The sequence below is a fragment of the Sandaracinus amylolyticus genome (assembly GCF_000737325.1).
GTDB classification, from domain to species: Bacteria; Myxococcota_A; Polyangia; order Polyangiales; family Sandaracinaceae; genus Sandaracinus; species Sandaracinus amylolyticus.
Genome location: NZ_CP011125.1, coordinates 655579 through 673445, shown reverse-complemented (window position 1 = coordinate 673445; position 17867 = coordinate 655579). Strand labels below are relative to the sequence as shown.

19 protein-coding genes are annotated in these 17867 nt (G+C 68.5%); 7 read left to right on the top strand and 12 right to left on the bottom strand.

The genetic code is table 11. The features are described from left to right. Positions 1-466 precede the first annotated feature (466 nt). The 11 genes from DB32_RS02715 to DB32_RS02670 form a co-directional block, all read right to left on the bottom strand. Positions 467-886, bottom strand: coding sequence for a hypothetical protein (locus DB32_RS02715; protein ID WP_053230851.1), 420 nt, complete (start codon positions 884-886; stop codon positions 467-469). A 156-nt stretch (positions 887-1042) separates the two neighbouring features. Beyond that, positions 1043-1201: a hypothetical protein gene (locus DB32_RS46300; protein WP_157068646.1), complete on the bottom strand. Its 159-nt coding sequence runs from the start codon at positions 1199-1201 to the stop codon at positions 1043-1045. A gap of 108 nt (positions 1202-1309) precedes the next feature. Then, a complete protein-coding gene (locus tag DB32_RS02710; protein WP_157068645.1) occupies positions 1310-2419 on the bottom strand; it encodes a hypothetical protein in 1110 nt (369 codons plus the stop codon). Next, positions 2416-4020: a hypothetical protein gene (locus DB32_RS02705; protein ID WP_053230849.1), complete on the bottom strand. Its 1605-nt coding sequence runs from the start codon at positions 4018-4020 to the stop codon at positions 2416-2418. The genes DB32_RS02710 and DB32_RS02705 overlap by 4 nt, the downstream gene beginning before the upstream one ends. A 52-nt stretch (positions 4021-4072) precedes the next feature. Further along, positions 4073-4768 carry a hypothetical protein gene (locus DB32_RS02700; RefSeq protein WP_053230848.1) on the bottom strand — a complete coding sequence of 232 codons (696 nt, stop codon included), beginning with the start codon at positions 4766-4768 and terminating at the stop codon, positions 4073-4075. A 40-nt stretch (positions 4769-4808) separates the two neighbouring features. Then, on the bottom strand, positions 4809-5174 hold the full coding sequence (locus tag DB32_RS02695; RefSeq protein WP_053230847.1) for a hypothetical protein: 366 nt from the start codon (positions 5172-5174) through the stop codon (positions 4809-4811). A gap of 21 nt (positions 5175-5195) precedes the next feature. After that, positions 5196-5693, bottom strand: coding sequence for a hypothetical protein (locus DB32_RS02690; RefSeq protein WP_053230846.1), 498 nt, complete (start codon positions 5691-5693; stop codon positions 5196-5198). A 56-nt stretch (positions 5694-5749) separates the two neighbouring features. After that, positions 5750-6448, bottom strand: coding sequence for a hypothetical protein (locus tag DB32_RS02685; RefSeq protein WP_053230845.1), 699 nt, complete (start codon positions 6446-6448; stop codon positions 5750-5752). A gap of 98 nt (positions 6449-6546) precedes the next feature. Further along, positions 6547-7116, bottom strand: a complete 570-nt coding sequence (locus tag DB32_RS02680; protein WP_053230844.1) for a hypothetical protein — start codon at positions 7114-7116, stop codon at positions 6547-6549. Positions 7117-7219: 103 nt separating this feature from the next. Beyond that, positions 7220-7576 (bottom strand): hypothetical protein, encoded by a 357-nt coding sequence (locus DB32_RS02675; RefSeq protein ID WP_053230843.1) that lies wholly within the window; start codon positions 7574-7576, stop codon positions 7220-7222. Beyond that, positions 7576-7842 carry a hypothetical protein gene (locus tag DB32_RS02670; RefSeq protein WP_053230842.1) on the bottom strand — a complete coding sequence of 89 codons (267 nt, stop codon included), beginning with the start codon at positions 7840-7842 and terminating at the stop codon, positions 7576-7578. Before DB32_RS02670 ends, DB32_RS02675 begins: the two co-directional genes overlap by 1 nt. A gap of 256 nt (positions 7843-8098) precedes the next feature. Between DB32_RS02670 and DB32_RS02665 the strand changes: the two genes are divergently transcribed. From DB32_RS02665 to DB32_RS02640, 6 genes are all read left to right on the top strand, one after another. Then, positions 8099-9166: a tyrosine-type recombinase/integrase gene (locus tag DB32_RS02665; protein ID WP_053230841.1), complete on the top strand. Its 1068-nt coding sequence runs from the start codon at positions 8099-8101 to the stop codon at positions 9164-9166. Beyond that, positions 9163-10944: a hypothetical protein gene (locus DB32_RS02660; protein ID WP_157068644.1), complete on the top strand. Its 1782-nt coding sequence runs from the start codon at positions 9163-9165 to the stop codon at positions 10942-10944. The genes DB32_RS02665 and DB32_RS02660 overlap by 4 nt, the downstream gene beginning before the upstream one ends. Before the next feature lie 33 nt (positions 10945-10977). Further along, entirely contained in the window at positions 10978-11670 is a 693-nt protein-coding gene (locus tag DB32_RS02655; protein ID WP_053230839.1) for a transglutaminase-like domain-containing protein, read from the top strand. A 184-nt stretch (positions 11671-11854) separates the two neighbouring features. Beyond that, positions 11855-13615, top strand: coding sequence for a DEAD/DEAH box helicase family protein (locus DB32_RS02650; RefSeq protein WP_169791308.1), 1761 nt, complete (start codon positions 11855-11857; stop codon positions 13613-13615). Positions 13616-13722: 107 nt separating this feature from the next. Continuing rightward, the gene (locus DB32_RS02645; protein WP_053230837.1) at positions 13723-14934 is read left to right on the top strand and encodes a hypothetical protein; all 1212 of its coding nucleotides are present in this window, start codon (positions 13723-13725) and stop codon (positions 14932-14934) included. A gap of 63 nt (positions 14935-14997) precedes the next feature. Next, positions 14998-15588, top strand: a complete 591-nt coding sequence (locus DB32_RS02640) for a hypothetical protein (protein ID WP_157068642.1) — start codon at positions 14998-15000, stop codon at positions 15586-15588. Between the two features lie 428 nt (positions 15589-16016). On the opposite strand, the gene DB32_RS02635 is transcribed toward DB32_RS02640, so the two are convergent. Continuing rightward, entirely contained in the window at positions 16017-16538 is a 522-nt protein-coding gene (locus DB32_RS02635) for a hypothetical protein (protein WP_157068641.1), read from the bottom strand. 74 nt (positions 16539-16612) lie between these two features. Here DB32_RS02635 and DB32_RS02630 point away from each other — a divergent pair, with 74 nt between their 5' ends. Further along, positions 16613-17458 (top strand): hypothetical protein, encoded by an 846-nt coding sequence (locus DB32_RS02630; protein ID WP_053230833.1) that lies wholly within the window; start codon positions 16613-16615, stop codon positions 17456-17458. Positions 17459-17867 lie beyond the last annotated feature (409 nt).

Below are 17867 nucleotides of genomic sequence, written 5' to 3'. Positions count from 1 at the left end.
TCGCGACCGACACGCCCGCTCATCACGTCGGCGTAGATGCCGCGGTTCTCCTGATGCACAGCGACCGCGTACTCGGCGCATTCGTCGATGACGCGCTTCGCGACATACCTCGCGCATCGCTTCCGGAACTTCGTGCGCACCTCCGAGTCGCGCATCGAGACGCGTTCATTCCCGACGAGCGCTCGCACGAGTGCCTTCACGCCGACCGTCATCTCCGCGGGCTTTCGCCGTCTTTTCGTGGCCATCACGCACCTCCTACGCGCGCGAGCACGGACACTCGCCATGGAACGTGAGCACGACCGCAGTCGGCTCGTGCGGGTGCCTCACGACCTTCACCCAGATACGTGAAGCGCCGATCCAGTACACGTGCGCGCGCGCCGAACTGCGGTCCGACATGAACTGCGCGCCCAGCGCGCGAAGACGCGCATGCAGGTGAGACACATAGACGGTCTCCGCCACGACGCGCTCACCGCTTGCCGCGCGGCGGTCGTGCTCCGCGGAGCGTCATCGCCGCTCGCTGCGAGGCGAGCGCAGCATCGATTCGCGCGCGCGATCGCTCCTCTGCCCGTGCGCGCTGCCGGATGGCCTGACGCACACGTAGACGCGATCGAGTAATCGCCTCGATGGCGCGAGGGCTTCGCGACTGGCCGTACTGGCACTGGACAGCGGACTTCTCCGCCATGCGATCGAACTCCGCGTCGATGAGGCGCTCGTAGCGTTCACGCGCAGGCCCGGGCTGCCGCTGGTTCAGCTCGGCCGAGGCCGCATGCATGAATGCGCTCGTGGCCTCGCGCATTTCCTCGCACGACTTCGCGCTGCGGAACGCCTGACGAGCCAGCGTGAGCGGGCACGGGCAGCAGTCCTGCCTCCGCTTGTCCTTCGACATCGACGTCCCTTTCCTATCGCGAGCGCCTCGGAAGCCTCTCGACGCTGCGGATTCCGAGTCGGTCCCAGCAGAATCGGTACCAACGGCCGCGGCGCTTCACGTTGCCGCACGTGCATTTGCCGAGGCGCCGCCGCGTCTTTTTCGGCGCCTTCACCGTCAGCGCCCCTTCTTGCGATACATGCCCGCGGTACCGACCTTCTTGCCGGCCGCGAAGGCGCGCTTCAATGCCGCGCGCGCCTCGGCCTTCGACAGACCGCAGCGCACCGACTTCTTCTTCGTTGCGCGGCTGGACTTCGTCCACACGCAGTACGTCATTCGCTCCTCCTATCGTCGCTTGGCGAGCGTCGATATCGCTGAGGGTTCGAGATTTCTCGGAGCGAAGCAAAGTCGCGAGACGCGAAATCGTTTCTGCGGCCGAGCGGATCACGCGCGCAGTGAGAGATACGCAACGAGGGCAACGCCAGCTGCCGCAGCAGCGACGCCGGCGGCGCCACTGCCCGTGCCTCTCGACGCGTCGGCGCCTCCGCCGCAGGTGCAGCCGCTCGGCGCCGTCGCGCCGTCGACATACCGACGAGGACGCACGCTCGGAGTCACGGTGCTCGAGAACCTCTCGATTGTCGCGTCCTGACCTGCCGCGCGTTTCGCTTCCAGGTAGCTGCGTTCCGCGTTCTCGAGGTCGCACGCGTACTTGCAGTTGTTGCGAATCGCATTCTCCCGAATGCGTTGGTTTCTCGAGTTGGGAGTCGCCTTGATGAAGGCTTCTGCGAGAACCCGAGCGCTCATCGCGATTCGCCAGCGGCGGCGTGCCTCGGCGAGCGGGTCCGGCGCCGGATGCGGGCGAGGAGCATCGCCCGGATTGCTCGAGGAGCCCTCCGAGCTGGGCGCCTGCGTCTGCGCCAGCGCGCAGATCTGCTGTGTCGCCATCTCCACGTATCCGGCGACCTCGTTGACGATGCGGCCGAGCTCGGCGAGCGACGACGTGCGTGTCGCCGCCCCCGCGGCGGCGGCGACTGCCGCAATGCCGCGCACGCCGGCGAGCGCCGCAACGCCCACCCCACCGTTCCACACGCGGCAGAACTCCGCGAGCTCGCGGAAGTTCAGTTGCTCGGGCGGGGACGGATTGACTCCCATGATGTAGTCGATCCAGCGGATCACCTTCATCACGTTCGGGTCGCGCGTGGCCAGACCGATGATGTTCGCAACCCCCGACGCGAGCTGCGCGACCATCTGGATGCGGCCGCGGATCGTCCCCGCGCGCGTCGACAGCTGCCTTTCTAGGGTGCGGATCTGGTCCTGCTCGGCGTCCGCGAGCGCGCGGAGCTCTCGCAGGCCCGCGAGCGCCGCGCGCGCATCTCCGCGGCGCGATGCGCGAGCCGTAGCGTACGCAACGGAAGCGGCCCGCTGCGCACTCGGCGCGCGAGTGCTGCCGATCGCGACAAACCGATTCGCTGCTTCGCGATACTCCTGCGGCGTGCGGTAAGGAAGTGCGCTCGTCGCACCGCATCCACAGCCGCGCCGAACCGACGCATTCATCTCTGCCTCATCCAGTACACGAGAGCCGCGGCGCCGGCAGCTCCGAGCACGAGGTTTGTCGCTCTCGGGTTTCGACGAGGTGCCCCACCTCGCGGCGGATGAATCGGTACCGGAAGCGTGAAGATGGAACTGCCGGGCAGGGAGCGCTCGGGAAAGAGCCGCTGCGCCTCCGACTCGAGCTCGTCCCGGCGCATGCCGTCGCGCTCGGGGTCGTCCCAGTTGCACTCCTGCCCTCCCTTGATGATTCGGATCACGGGAGGAGGCGGGCAGGGAGGAATCGCACCGCCACCCTGAGCATAGATGTCGAGAGCCTTGAAGACCTCGTGGAGCACGGTGAGGAGCGCCTGGACTACGGCGATGCCGACCGCAGCGATCTGCCCGAACGGTATCGACGCCAGGACCGCTCCCGTCGCGCTCAGCGCCGTGTGCGCGCCGAGGAAGTACTGGTCGGCATGCGCCTCGGTCGCCATCGTCGCGAGCGCGCGTGAGAAGTCGAGATTGCCTTGCAGGTTCCGACGGTAATCACCGGGTAGGCGCATGAATGCGTCGTTCCAGACCTTCAGACCGTGCGACACCCATCGCGCGTACGGGCGATCGATCACCAAGTCGGACGCGGCCGCCTCGAGGTACCCGACGAAGCCTTCGAGACTCAGATAGGTTCCCTGCTGCGGGCGATTGCGCACGTCCAGGTACTCGACAGGCACGAGCAGAGCGCGCGGCGAGCGGGACAGCTCGAAGAGCCGCACGAGGCGCTCGAACCGATCTGTCGGCGGGCTCTCGGTGTAGTACGGCTTCTCGAATCCGAGTGAGTCCGGGCGTCGGCCGATCGCGTCCTTCCATGCGTTCGGCCAGAACGCTTCGACGGGAGAGAAGTCGCTGCGCTGGCGCGGAATCTCGGGCGGCTGGAGGAAGACACGATTGCTCTCGCGCTTCCAACCATGTCCATTGACGACACGGTTCCACAGCCGCCACCTGGTGGGCATCCGTACTTCCGACCTCGCGTGCGCGCCATAACGCGCTTCGGTCTTTTCGCCGGCGAGCCGCTCGCGGAAGGCGCGCAGCTTCGGTCCGTCGCTGAGGTCGAGGTAGGGAGTCGAATCCCACACGTCGGGCCGCGTCCCGCTCGAGCCCGGTACGAGCTTGCCGGCGTACGCGTCGCGGATGTTCGTCGACCAGACGGCGAGCGAGATCAGCTCGCACACGTCCCAACACCAGCGCGCCCACTGCCGCGCGCGCGCCGGCGTCGGGTAGGACGCCTCGGGACGATTCGAGAGCAGCTCGCGCAGCTTTGCCTGCGCCCACACGTAGCGTGGGAACTGCCAGAGGAGCTCGTTCGTGTTCGCGAGCGTGCACGGGACGTCGAGCACGTAGATCGAGTGCTGACAGTCCATCTCGAAGTACCCGCAGCGGCCCCCAGGCGCCCACGGCCGCGACGGATATCCCTTGGGACTGCACATCGAATTGCTCTCGCGCCCGACGCGGTAGCTCGCATCGAGCGTCCACATGCGCTGATCGCTCACGATCGAGTCCAGGAGTGATCGAGACAGCGCCAACCTGAACGCCGGGTCGGCACGAAGCGACGTCGCCGTGAAGAGCGGCACCGGGCTCGCTCCGAGAGCCCGCGCGCGATGGAGACGAGAAGCCATGCTGCATTCAGATCGCGCCGCGGAGCATCGAGTGCGCGCGCTCGACCACGGGCCAGAGCCCGGGCGCGCGCGCGACGACCGTCGAACGACAAACACGGAGCGCGGAGAGCGCGGAGAGCCAGACCGCTCCGCGGCGTCGCTGCCGCGCCAGCTCGGCGGCGGGCGAAAGCCCGGCATGCGCATGGAGCCGGTCCAGGCGCGACGCCGTGTTGTAGTGCGACGCGGCAACAGGACAGTGCTCGACGACGCCGCGCGCAACCCGCTCGGCGGAGTGGATGAGGCGCCGCAGAACGTACGCCCGTGCCGATACAGCCGAGCCGGCGAGTCCTTCGCTGCTTGCGTAGACGGGGAACCCAGCGCCGGGGTATGCGGCTCCCCCGACGAAGCTCTGACCGCCACCGGGCTCTATGCTGTAGTTCGAGCCGCCGAGCGCTCGAATGTACTCGTCGAGCGCCGTCGCGCTCGAGCCGACGGGCATCCCCTGGCCTGGGTAAGTCGCTCCTCCGACGTAGAGCGCCCCACCACCCGGTGCGACGCCGTACTCGCGGGTCGTCGTGCGGAACTCGCGAAGGTACGATGCGAGCCCTTCGGAGCTCGCGTACGTCGGAAAGCCGGCACGCTCGGGGTAGGCCGCACCGCCCGTGTAGTTCTGGCCCCCGCCCGCGGTCACGTGAGGGGCGAGTCCGTCGAGCATCGCGATCATCTCTCGCACGAGCCACCTCGCGACTGCGCGCTCCGCGCGCTCAGAACGTCACTTCCGAAATCACGTATGTCGCGACGTCGAGGGTCCCCTGCACGGCCCACAACTCGTCGCCGGGGAGCAGCACGAAGTCTGCGACATCGTCGTCGGCCATGAGGACCTCGGTGAGGCCGCTACCGCGACCGGCGCCGGTGCTCCCGAACGTCGTCGGCACCACTGCTGCGCTCGTGCCGAGGAGCTGCACGGCGACGTAGAGCGCGCGGTCCTCGCTCCGATTCGCACCGAGCAGCGCGCCCTCGCCACGGCTGACGCGATTCGTACGGATCCCGCCGAACGCGCGACGTAGAGGACCGACCTGTGCAGCCCGGAACGCGCGTATCGCGAGCTCCTGCTCGACCTCGCCTCTCATGATTCCTCGCCATCTGATCGCCTATCGCGTCGAACAGCTCACGTAGTCGCCCGACAGAGTCACCTTCACGATGCGAGTGGCATCGACGAGCGACTGCCAGAGCGGCACATCGACGGTCCACGTCACTTCGAGATCCGTTCCCGCGATGCAGATGTACGTACCATCGTGCTCGATGGGTCCGAGCCGCAGAGCCGCCGCGAACGAGATCGGCTTCTTGAACACGTCGAAGCCGCGGCCCTGCTCGCGCACGTTGAACTGCAGGAGGTCGGACGAGCCGCCGTCGAGCTCGTCGTGCACCATCGATGCGAAGACGCGTCGCAACGCGAACTGATACTGGCTGACGATCGAGATCTTCGGGGTCTGCGCCAACACCAGGCCGGCGCGGTCGATGACCGCGCGGAAAGTCAGATTGTCGATCCGCATCCTGTCGGGATGCAGCTCACCGCTCGCGAGGTCGCCGTAGTATCTGCGGACGTGGCCCGGCGGAAGCGCTCCGGCACCCGATCCCGCGCTGGTCATGTTGCTCGCTCCCTTCGTGCGAGTCGCGAGCGCTTGCTACGGCGCTCGCGCTCTCATCACTTGCTGACCGGCGTGCGCAGGAGTCCATGCAGCACGTTCGTGACGAGCACCGCGCCCTGCTGCTCTTTGACTCCGATCGTCGTGATGCGGGGCACCACGTCGCTCGAGCTCGCGAACGGAGGGTTCTGGCCCGCGGTGAGCCACTGGCGCTGCTCGAAGCTGAGCGACGCCTGCAGATCATGGTTCTGATTGAGCATCTGCTTCTTCACGAGCTTCGACACGCTCGCGGTGGCAGGCACGCCGATCGAGACGACACCTGCGCCCTCCTCGTTCGTCGAGCCGTACAGGCCGTAGCCCGAGGGGTACTTGATCGCCGGCCCCTGCGTCTGGAGCAGGTCGTTGATGCGCAGCTCGTAGAACGCGCAGTCCGTGATCGTCTTGAAGTCGACGGGAGGGACGACCGCAGTTCCCGTGATCGATCGGACGTAGAGTCCGACGCGGTCTAGCACCATCGACTCGCCGGCCGACAGCTTGCTCGGAGTGCGGAAGTTCGTGTCGAGGTTCCGCTTGCCCTGGATGTCCTGAAAGAACAGGAACACCGTCCCGAGCGGGATCGGACCGGTCGGGATCGCGATCGTGTCGTACTTATCGTCTTCCCGGAACTCACGAATGTTGACGATGGGACCGACCGGCTCTCCCGCTTCGTTGAACTCGCGGAACAGTCCGGGCTGCCCCTCCACCGGCTGGAGCGACATCTCGGATCCTTTCTGAGCGCGACGCGGTGGCGTCGGTATGACGCCTTATCCGCCACGCATCACAGGTTGGGTGTTGCGAACGAGGTCAGCCGGCGTCGTCACGACAGGTACGGCATGTACTCGGCGAGCACTTCGTTGGTGACGACAGGCCCACCGAGCCTCCTCTCGGTCACGACCGGAGCGGCGAGGTCCATCGACATCGGCGTAAACGACGGTGAGGTCGTGACCACGGCGCTCTCGAGGGCCGCGAGGTCGAGCGAGCTGATGCCGTGCGAGCCAGCGAGCGACGTGCTGATGAGCGGCTCTGCGCCTTCCTCGTTGACGAGCGTTCCGAGGAGCTGCGCGATCCCGAGCCCGGCCACGCCGCCGACGAGTCCCATCGCGGCATCTCGGTTGGTGTCATAGAGCGCGCGCCCGCCGAGCAGTCCGAGCGCGATCGCGAGCGCGCTCTTCGCGGTCGCCCTGCTCTTCGGCTCCCACTCCTCCGGCAGCACCGCGTCGCCGACGTAGCTGACGAGCTTCGCCGCAACTGCGATGCCGAGGGCCCCGGCCCCCGCCGCCATCAGCTTCTGCTTCAGCATCTCGCCCGTGATGAACGGTCCGCTCATGCCCCCATCGAGGCCCATCGCGTCGTCGTACATCGCGAGGCCCGCCATGTCGTAGTCCATCGTTCCTCCCGACTGGCTCTCACGCGCCAGCGACAAACCGTTTGTGACTCGGCCACGGGGAGCCGAGCAAAGTCGATTGGGTCACTTCGCGCAGCCGGGCGCGTCACGTGCGCTCCGATTCGAGAACGTCCGCCGCGCGGCGCACGACGTCGGCGATCTGCCTCCGAACGCCGAGGCCGAGCACCGTGTGGAGGAACGGAAGGCTCATCACGCGCGGCGCGACGCACTTCGCATGCACCGCGACGGGAACGGTGCCGCCGTCGATGCGCTTCTCCGCGAGACTCAGGCGCGGATGTTCGGCCTGGAACGGCTCGCCGCACGCCCAGCAAACGTGCACACCGTACTTCATCGCGACAGGCACGAGGTGCCCGCCTCGAGGCGACGTGATCATGTCGAGGTCGTCGAGGTAGGTGGCCCCGCGCGCGAGCTGCTCTTCCTTCGTGGTGAACTTGAGCAGCATCAGGTCGTCCTCGTGAACCAGCCGAACGCCTGCATCGGCGCCGGATTGCCAGAGATGTCCGTCAGGCGGATTTCAGCACCGGAGTCTCGAACCGGCTGATCCGTCAGCACCGCGAGGCGCGTCCCGGGCGGCACGTCGACCGCGAACGCCGCCCCCGCGCCGACCTGCACCTGAACGCGAGCGGGCGACAGATCGCTGTTCACGACAATCACCGTCACCTCATCGAGAAACGGTCCGCCGAGCTGCGCCGAGGTCGCGTCGCACACGTGGACGAGAGAGCCTCTGCCGCCCTCGACGTTCTGAGGGAGACCGAAGCGGTTCAACGGACGTCGTCGGAGCGGCACGCGAGACCTCCCGTTCGTCCGCAAGCTCCCGTCGAGCCAGCGGGTCGAACGATTGCGTGACTCGATCTACGCGACTGAGCACATCGCGCCAAACTCCGACATCGCCACTTCGCACCAGGCGACGCCTTCAGCAAATCGTTTTCGACAGGCGCATTCCCGAGTGGCTATCTCTCGGCACATGCCGCTCCCCGACCTCAGCATCGAGTCGTTCCGCTCGTACGTGCTCGCGGTGAGGTCGAAGAACACGGCCATCAAGTACGCCCAGGCCGCGTCGCGCTTCATGCTCTTCTGCGCGCAGCACCAGCTCGAGATGTCGGCGCTGCCGCCCGGAGCGATTCGGCTCTTCGCCGAACACCTACTCCACGCAGGCATGAAGCCGGCGAGCGTGAAGACGATGGCTGCGGGCGCGAAGCGCTACCTGGAGTGGTGCGCCGACAAGGGCCAGTCGCTTCCTGTGCTCGGCCGCGCCGACATCCCGCGTCGGCACGGACCTCCTCCGAACGCGCTCAGCGGCGAGACGCTGCTGGCGTATCTCGCGCTCGCATCCCGCGTGCACGAGCCGGTGCGCACGGCTCTCCTGCTCCTGCCGTACTCAGGGCTTCGAACGTTCGAGGCAGCGTCGCTCGAGCTCGGTCATCTCTCGAAGCTGACGCTGCCGGTCGGGGCGTCGCGCGGAGCGTCGGGGTCGCGTCCGCAGGAGATGATCGTCATCTCCGTCAACGGCAAAGGCGGCAAGCACCGCGTCGTGCCGCTGCTACTCGATGGAAAGCCTCTTCTTCTAGCCTACTTGCGCGGCTGGAGGCGCCGGCAGAGTGGTAAGTGGCTCTTCCCCATGCCGGGGGGCGGGCATGTCGCGACTCGTACGCTTCGACATCACGTGAAGCTTATCCGAGAGCGCATCAGTGAGGCTCTCGGGCGCTACGTCCGGCTCACGCCGCGCACGCTCCGGCGCACCTACCTGACGACGCTCTATCGGCACGGCATCGACGTCCCTACGCTGACGAAGATCGCAGGGCACGAGTCGGTCCAGACCACCATGGACCACTACCTCGAGATTCAGGTGCAAGACGTGGCTAACGCGACGAGCGGCGCTCGTCTCGTCGCGAAAGGCGCGCGCGAGGAGCTCGTGAGCCGAGCAAGAGCGTCCGTCGGCGCACTGCTCGCGCAGACCGCCGAAGCGCGCGTGCTGACCGTGCCGCCGCCCGACGACGATCCCGATGACGAGCACGAGGAGGAAGACGAATGAGCCTCAATCCCAACGCTGCAACCGACGGCCCCTCGGTGGACGGTCTGCTCGACGAGCTGTCGCCCGAGCTCGCACAGATCATCGGCCAGCCGCCCGAGCCGCCCGGATCGCCCGCTACTGGGCCGCTGCTGGAGGCGCTCGGCGCGGGGCACCGGCTGCCCACGCAGACGGAGGTACGCGCGCACGCCAAGGAAGCCAAAGAGAACGCTCGGGCGCACGTCTCGCCCGCGCTGCGCCGCCTCGGCAAGGTCGCCGAGCTCGTGCCCGGCGCCGAGCGCGTGCGCATCCGGAAGAAGCTCGAGACCGGGAACGTCGGCTACGTCGGCGACTACTCGATTCGCGACATCGAGACGAGTGGTGACCTCGAGGTGCATCTGCACCGCTACGTCCGGCCCATCCACAAGGGCGGCGATTACTACGTCTCCATCTTTGACTCGCGCGGGATGGAGCATCAGGCGGGCGTGATCGCCCTCGTGGATCCTCCCGCCGAAGCGCCGCAGGACTCCGCACTTCACCTCGTGCGCGAGATGGTCACGAAGCTGGAGCAGAAGACGATGAACATCCCGCCGCAGCCCGATCCCATCGAACAGATGATGCGTGCGCAGCGCGCGATGCAGCAGCTCAAGGAGATCTCGGGCCAGAAGGACGGCGCCTCGGATCCGATGCTCCTGATGCTCGCGATGCAGGCATTCCAGCAGCCGCGCGTCGATCCCGCGCTCGCCGCGATCGTCGACCGCCTCGATCGGCGCATGGAGCAGCTCGAGAAGACTGCGAGCGCGCCCGCGCTCCCCGCGCCCCCGCCGCCGCCTGCATCGCCTCTGGCGGGATTGAACATCCGCGAGATCGCGGAGTCGGTCGTCGCAGTCGCGGCGCTCTTCAAGAACTCCGACCAGCTCTCGCTGAAAGATGTGCTCGGCCTCTTGCGCGAGAAGGACCCCGACCGCCTGACGACGCGGGACGTGATCGAGCTCGTGCGGGAGCAGCGTCGCGACGAAAAACCCAGCGTGACACTGCAGGACCAGATGCAAGCGCTGCTCGCGATGAAGCAGTTTGCGAGCGAGTTTACGCCGAGCGCGCCGCCGGGCCCGGCGGGCACGACGTTCTGGGACGCGCTCGCGGGTCTGCTGAGCCAGGAGGCGTTCGGCGCGAACCTCGGGCGCGCGATCGCGCTCGCGATCGGTCAGAAGCGTGGCGCTCAGGATATCGCCGCCAGCGCCGAGCGCGCGCTCCCGCCGGCCGTCGACAAGCAAGGTGGCGCTACGACGCTCGCGCCGCGTGCGGCGGAGCCGCGGATCTATCTGCCCGAGGAGCTCCGACCGAAGCTCGGCGAGCTCGAGCGGGCCGAGAGCGCCGAACAGCGGATCGCGGCGACGATCGGAGCGCTCATGACGCTCTATCCCACGGCGCAGTGGCGGCCGTTCGTCAGCGAGCTGCTGCAGCTCGCCGCGGACGGTCGACGAGACGACGCGCTTCGTGCGCTCACCAACTGGTTTGCGCTGCTCACGAAGCACCGCTTCGTCTCGGGCGCGGCGGCGCGGGAAGCCGTCGCAGCCTTCGGTGAGCACTGGCAGCAGGTTCACGAGGAGGTCGCGCGCATGGTGGGCGCCGCACGCCTTGGAGGTTCGTCATCGGGATCGCCGGCGCAGCACACCGCGACGCCTTCGAACGAAACGAGCAGGCCGGAAGAGCGCCGCGAACCGCCGCTCGACGAACGCGCATCGAGCGCGAGCGATGAGGACGTGGGCGAGCTCGAGCTCGACGAGCACCTCGACGGATGAGCCCGTACGTGCGGCGCTCGGTAGGCTGCGATCGTGAACCTCGGTGAGATCGCGGTGGGCGTGGCGGGGATGCTGCTCGGCGCGAGCGCCTTCCAGAAGGGCGCTCGCCGCGTGCAGTACGGCATGCGCGGCGCGCGCGTCGAGAGGGACCCGGGCCCGCGCGGACACGCCGGACGTTCGGTGGGCCGCGTTGCGCGTGGAGGGATGGCGCTCGAGCTTCGTGAGGTGAAGAGCCTCGAGGAGCGCATCAATGCGATCCGGGACCGCGCAAAGCGCGGCCGCATCGACCCGAAGGTCATCCGGTGGGCGCGCGCTCAGGTGACGCGGCGATGCGGGCAAACGTGGTGCGTGCCCGAGAAGGATACCGCCGCGGAGATCCGCGCCATCTTCGAGGGCCTGCGCCGCGACGTCCGCTACACCAGCGACGTCCTCGGCGTCGATACGTATGCCACGCCGCGCCGAACGCTCGAGATGAGGGCGGGCGACTGCGACGACTACAGCTCGCTCGCATGTGCGTCGCTCATGGCCATCGGCGTTCCCTGCCGGTTCAAGGTCGTGCGCACGCGCGACAGCCGGTCGTGGAATCACATCTACGTGCAGGGCGGCATTCCGAAGGACGCGCCGCGGCGTTGGGTGACGCTCGATGCGAGCGTCAATGTCCCGGTGGGCTGGGAAGTTCCGGCGCACCAGGTCGCCGATTCGCGCGTCTTCGAGGTGCTCGGCTGAGCGAAGACGATCTCCGTCGGCAGCAACGAATTCGGGCCGACTGCGGTCACGTCGGCTCGCCTGCGAAAAACGGTTTTCATGCGCCGGGCGGCCCGACGTCCGGCCGGCGTCGACTGCGCACGCGCGGAGATGCCCAGTCACGCGTGCGCGCGGGCGAGATCGAGCGCTACACGGAGCGAGAGCGATGTCGGCCGCCGAAGCCAGGAACGATGTCGATGCAGCCGAGGGCGTGAGATCGAGCGCTGAGCTCGATCGCATTCTTCGACTGCCGCGCAGGCGCTGGCTCGAGCGCGCAAGCAGTCTGGCGACTGACCTCTCGGTTCGCCTACGCACCGAGGGGGGCACCCAGACGCTGCGCCCCGCGCAGACCGCCGTGCTCTGCGATCTGCACGACTACGGCGGCGCGCTCGCGCCGCTTGGCGTCGGTGAGGGCAAGACGCTGATCTCGCTCCTCGCGCCAGTCGTCGGGGCCGCCGAAGCCCCGCTCCTGCTCGTGCCGGCGAAGCTCGTCGAGAAGACACGGCGCGAGCTGCGCGCGTACCGAGCCCACTGGCTCGTTCCGTCGTACGTGCGCATCGTCAGCTACGAGCTCCTCGGGCGCGCGCACGCGAGTGATCTCCTCGAGCAGATCCGCCCCGACCTCATCGTCGCGGACGAGTGCCACAAGCTGAAGAACTCGCGCGCTGCGGTGACGCGCCGCGTGAAGCGGTACTTCGACAAGTACCCGCGCACGCGCCTCATCGCGATGAGCGGGACGATCACCAAGCGATCGATCCTCGACTACGCGCACATCGCAAAATGGGCGCTGAAGGGCGCGAACCCGACACCGCGCGACCTTGAGACGCGCCTTGCGTGGAGCGAGATCCTCGACGAGCGCCCCGGCACCGATGAGCCGCCGCGCGTCGGCGCGCTCCGACGGCTTTGCGAGTTGCCCGACGAGCTCGCCGAGCTCGGCGTGGACGAGGTGCGCGCTGTCCGTCGCGCGTACCGGCGGCGGCTCGTCGAGACGCCGGGTGTCGTCGCATCCGTCGAGAGCGCGCTCGGTGCGAGCCTGCGGATAGACGCAGAGCTGATCGCGGTGCCCGAAGTCGTGCACGCAGTCGAGGCGCTGCGTCGGTGGGAGCGGCCCGATGGGGAGCCGGTCCTCAACGCGCTCGAGGTCTGGCGCCACCTGCGCGAGCTCGCGCTCGGCTTCTGGTACCGGTGGGATCCCGCGCCCCCGGACGATTGGCTCGAGGCGCGTCGTGTCTGGTCGCGCGTCGTGCGCGAGGTCTTGCGTCGCGACCCCACGCTCGACTCCGAGGCGCAGGTCACGCGCGCGATCGCCGCAGGCAGCTTCCCCGAGTACGCAGCGGACCTTGCGGCGTGGCAGCGCCTGCGGCCGACGTACAAGCCGCAGACACGAGCTGTGTGGCTCTCGGAGCGAGTCGCCCGCCGGTGCGCGAGCTGGCTTCACGGCCGACGTGATGACGGTGACGGCGGCATCGCATGGGTCGAGCACGTCGACTTCGGTGCGCGCGTTGCCGAGCTCGCCGGCGTGCCGTTCTTCGGACGCGGCGGACTCGATCGGACGGGTCGATCGATTCTCGATCACTCGCCGGGCAAGCCGCTCGTCTGCTCAATCGAGGCCAACGCCGAAGGTCGGAACCTACAGGCATGGAGCACGAACCTCGTCACGAGCCCGCCGACCGTCGGTGCGACTTGGGAGCAGCTCCTCGGTCGCACGCATCGACATGGACAGGCCGAGGATGAGGTGAGCTGCCACCTCGTCATCGCTCTGCGCGAGCAAGCGGCCGCGTTCGAGCGCGCACGAGCGGACGCTCGCTACATCAGTGACACGACCGGGCACGCACAGAAGCTCTGTTACGCCGACGTCGACGTCCCGGCGTCCTCACGCGTCCCGGTCCTTCCGACCGGCGAGCTCGAGCCCGAACAGCCGAGCTGACCCGAACCGCACGCGGACTGTGATCGCGCGACCCGACTCGCCCCGACCGGCGGAGCGAGATCGGCGGACGTGCGCCCGAATCGACCCTCACCCGAGCAACAGGACGTATGTCTTTCATCTGGCGCAAGCTCCTCTCCAATCCTCCGACCGCATGGAAGCGCCTGCCGCTGATCACGCGCGGCGTCGGAGACGAGATCCTCCGTGCGCTCGACGACGACGGCGAGATCGACTGCGGCTCCGAGGACCACACGGCGGTCGTGTGCCGTCTGACTGCCGCGCACCCGAAGGAGCGTCGGCGCATCTGCCAGGCAGTCGCCGAGCTCGTCCGCGAGCGCTTCCTACTCGTCGAGAAGCGCGACAGCCGCACGATTCTGCGCGGGCAGCTGCCCGACCTCGCGCTGGCGGCTCGCAGTGCGAGCGGAGGCACGCGTCACTCCGACGCGCACGACGTACCCGAGTGCGTCGCGAACGATGGCGGCAACGTTGCCAGCGGAGCACCGCCCCCGTCGGTACGACGCATCGATGCCAGCGCGCACCAGTCGCGCAGCGCGCAGGAAAGTGACGCCCAGCAGCCCGCTGCGACCGCGCAGCGCGTGTACCGCGAGCAGGGTGCGAGCGCGCAGCACCACGCTGCGCGCTCGCACGCCACGCGCAGCTCCCACGGACCGAGCGCGGACGCCGCGCACGGCGCGCCCGGACTTCGAGCTAACTCCGCGCATGTCCAGAGGACCGCTCCGGTAGAAGAGAGAAGAGGAGAAGAAAAGAGATCAGATCCCCCCAACCCCCCGGAAGGGGGCTGGGACGATGTGAGGGACGAAGTCTCTGATCGACTCGAAGAGGGGTACGCCGCGCGGTACCAGACCGCGACTGGTGAGCGCTGGCTCGCCGGACTCAGCAACCGTCGTGCGATTGCGGCTGTCGCTGCGTGGGCGCGAGCGGGTGGAGATCCGATCGGACGCGCCGACGCTGCGCTCGATGGCTTCTTCGCAGACGATTGGGCCACTGAGCACCGCTGGCCTTGGGGCCGCCTCGCGAAGGACCCGGCCCGCTACGCCGACGGGGCCCGCGCCGCGGCGAGCGAGCGCGCGCGAATAGCGGAACTCCAGGCTACCCTGAAGCTGATCGACGACCTCGAGAAGGCGCGCGCCGCGGGAGACTTCGACCGCTACCGCGAGCTCGAGCGCGAGCGAGCCCGCATCCTCTCCGGCACCGGACGCGGTGCCCCTGCGAGTCGCTCGACGACGACGCCTCGCGGCGCCTCCGGTGAGCCGCAGCCGCTTCGCGACCTCGTCGCCGCCGTCGGCGGCTCGCGTCGCTGAGCGAGCACGCGATCCACCGCGCGCGTGTGTCCACACGCAAACCCGTCAGGAGACCGAGCCGCCATGATCGGAACCCGCAGCCACGAGCAGCGCGTCAATGCGCCGTATCCTCCGCGCGATGAGCGGCGCCCGATATCGATGCCCGATGTGCTCGCCGACGCGCTCGCGCGCATCGCCGCGGGCAGGCGCGCCCGCGAAGAGCACACGCAGCTCGGTAGCGACACGATCACGCAGGCCGAGACGAGGGGAAGACTCATGGTCGCCGTGTTCATCGCGCAGTACGCCGGCGATCACTGCCCCCCGCGGTGGCCCGACCCGATCAGAGCGTCGTGGGACGCCGTCGAGCGCGCGATGCGAGGAGGCGTCGATGACCCGCTCGCCTCGGTATTCGGAAGTTTCCGCTATGAGGTCACGCAGCTCGAAGTCGTGGCGGCCGCGAGTCTAGCCACGCTGCTTCGTGCGTGGAGTGACCTCCTGCGATTCGCCGCAGAGGACCCGGACATACCCCGATTCGCTGCTCGGATTCGCGATCACGTGCGAGGTGCGTGGCAGTTGCGAATCGTTGAGCCACCGCCGGTCCATCACATCGACGACGTCGCGCGGCGATTCACACGCCGCTATGGACTCTTGCCGCCTCGGTATCGCGCGCTCTGACCTGGGGCTGTCCTCGTCCAGCGGATCCCACCCTGGCGAGCTCGCGCCCCGCGCCTCCTCGAGCGCGCATGCGAGCGCGCCGACGAGGTGCGCACGGGACGAAGAGACGCCCGCCCGAGTCTGAGCTCGAGCACGGGCGCGAATCGGCGTCGCGGCCGAAAGATCGTTGCCCGGACCGCGACCGAGCCGGAGCGCGCGTCCGACGATGCTCTACCCGGTCTCGTCCACGTCGCGCGGTGCCTGCAACAGCTCATCTGCGGCGCGCACCAAATCGCGCGCCCGATCGCGTGCGTCATCGCCGCGCCCGCGCGCGTGCGACGTGCCGCACGCGCTCGGCGCGCGCGATCCACGTCGCGGGCTCGTCGACTTCGACGCCCGCGAGCGCGGCGGTTCGCGGGACGACGCGAGCCATTCGGCGGGGTCGGCGCTCATATGCGCGCCTGATCGTCCGCGCCGATTGCGACGACCTCGGGCTTGCGCAGTTTCGGGGGGCGGCGCCGGGTCAGGTAGTACCCCACCCCGGCCAGCGCGAGTGCTGCCATCACTGTCGCGCCGCCGCTGCCGCCCGCGCTCGAGGTTCGAATCGTCCAGCCAAGCGACGACCCGAGGAAACCCTGACCTTCGAGGGCGGTCATCGCGCGGTTCAACGTCCGCTGGAGCGCGCGTAGCTCATCACCAGTGAGCGTGCGGCGCGCGCGCAGCCGGACCTCCACTGCGCTCGCGACTTGGATCGCGCGAAGAATCGACTCGGCACCCACGATGATGAATCCGTCGTAGGGCGGCGTCCGCACCTTGCCGTCCGGTGAGTCGGAATCGGGCGAACGCACGAAATCGAGCTCGACAGGCACGATTTCGATCGAGGGCGGCGACACGTTGAAGTCGGCCGAGAGCACGGGCGCGGCCAGCGACGTCAAAAGCACTGCATCGAGGCCGCGCGGCCCGAATGCCACCCATCGAGCGATATAGTAGCGCGACATCCTCGCCAGTTTTGAAGAGTCGATCGCAGTGAGCCACTCTGCACGAAATGGTTTCGCGCACCAGGTATCGGCGACTCGGCAGCGTCGGCGACGCGCCCACGACGTTCCGCGCCGCGCACGACGACTACACGCAGCTCAAGGCTGACGTACAGGCGCTGTTCAGTGCCTATCCCGCCTACGCGCCAGAGAGCTACTCCGTACTCGTCAACGCGATCGCAAGCCGCCGCGGCGACTCAGTCGTCACTGTCACCCGAGAACAGGTCTCCATACTCTTGCGCGCCGCGCTCTCCCAGGTCGGCCGAAACCTCGGGCTCGCGGCCGTGATCTACGGCGGGTCGCAAATCGCGAAGCACCGGCGAATCGCGCAGGCGCTGGTCGCATCAGCCGTCCGGATCATCGGACGCACGCGGCGTCTCGTCGCAGGGATCGCGTGGGGCCGCGACGCCACGAGGCGGGTGCGGGGAGGCGGTCTCGCGAGCCCGGCGATTCCTGTCGCCGTCGCGATCGCCGCAATCGTCGCGTGGGCCGGCGTTCTCGTCGTCTCCGCGGTTCTGCTGTACGCACTCGTCTCCGCAATCCAACACGGAGTGCAGAGCTACGCAGTTGCCGAGCGCGCGTGCGAGCTCGACGCCGCGGCGGGGCGTCCCTGCACCGGCGATGACTGGACGCGCTATCGTGCGGCAGCAGCGGAGCAGGCGCGCCAAGACGGCCTCGTTCCCGATGTCGCGGCCAGCGCGCGGGCGGTCGGGGACGCTGTCGGGCGCGCGATCTTCTGGGGGACCATCCTCGCCGTCGGCGGCGTGCTCACCTACTCAGCCGTCCGCCTAGATCCGCTGGTTCGTTCCGAGGTCGAACACTCGATTGCACGCGCGCGCGGCCGACGCGCTTCGTGAGAATCCGTCGATCACGCGAGGCCACGAGTGCGGCACCGCCTGAAACCATCGCCGGCCGCCGTGGTCACGATGGCGGTCCGGCGGCGACCACGTCCCGCGATCACGATCGTGCGACGCCGTCAGCGCTTCATTCCTCGAGCTCGACCGAGCGCGTCGTTGCGCGACGGCACGCTCGCGAGGAGGCTCATGACGTCCTCGCAGCCCGAGAACGATCTCGACCGCGCTGAAGGCCCGCTCCGCTCCCAACATTCGCAGAGCCTCGCGGCGAGCTCCTGCGCGTCGAGCGGACCGTTGACTGCGAACTTGTACCCGCGGCGTCCGTCTCCCGGCTTGCGGCACGCGCGCAGATGCGGCCGACCCGCATCCCAGTAGAGCTGGATCGGGCATGCGTTCCGAAACTGATCGCAGG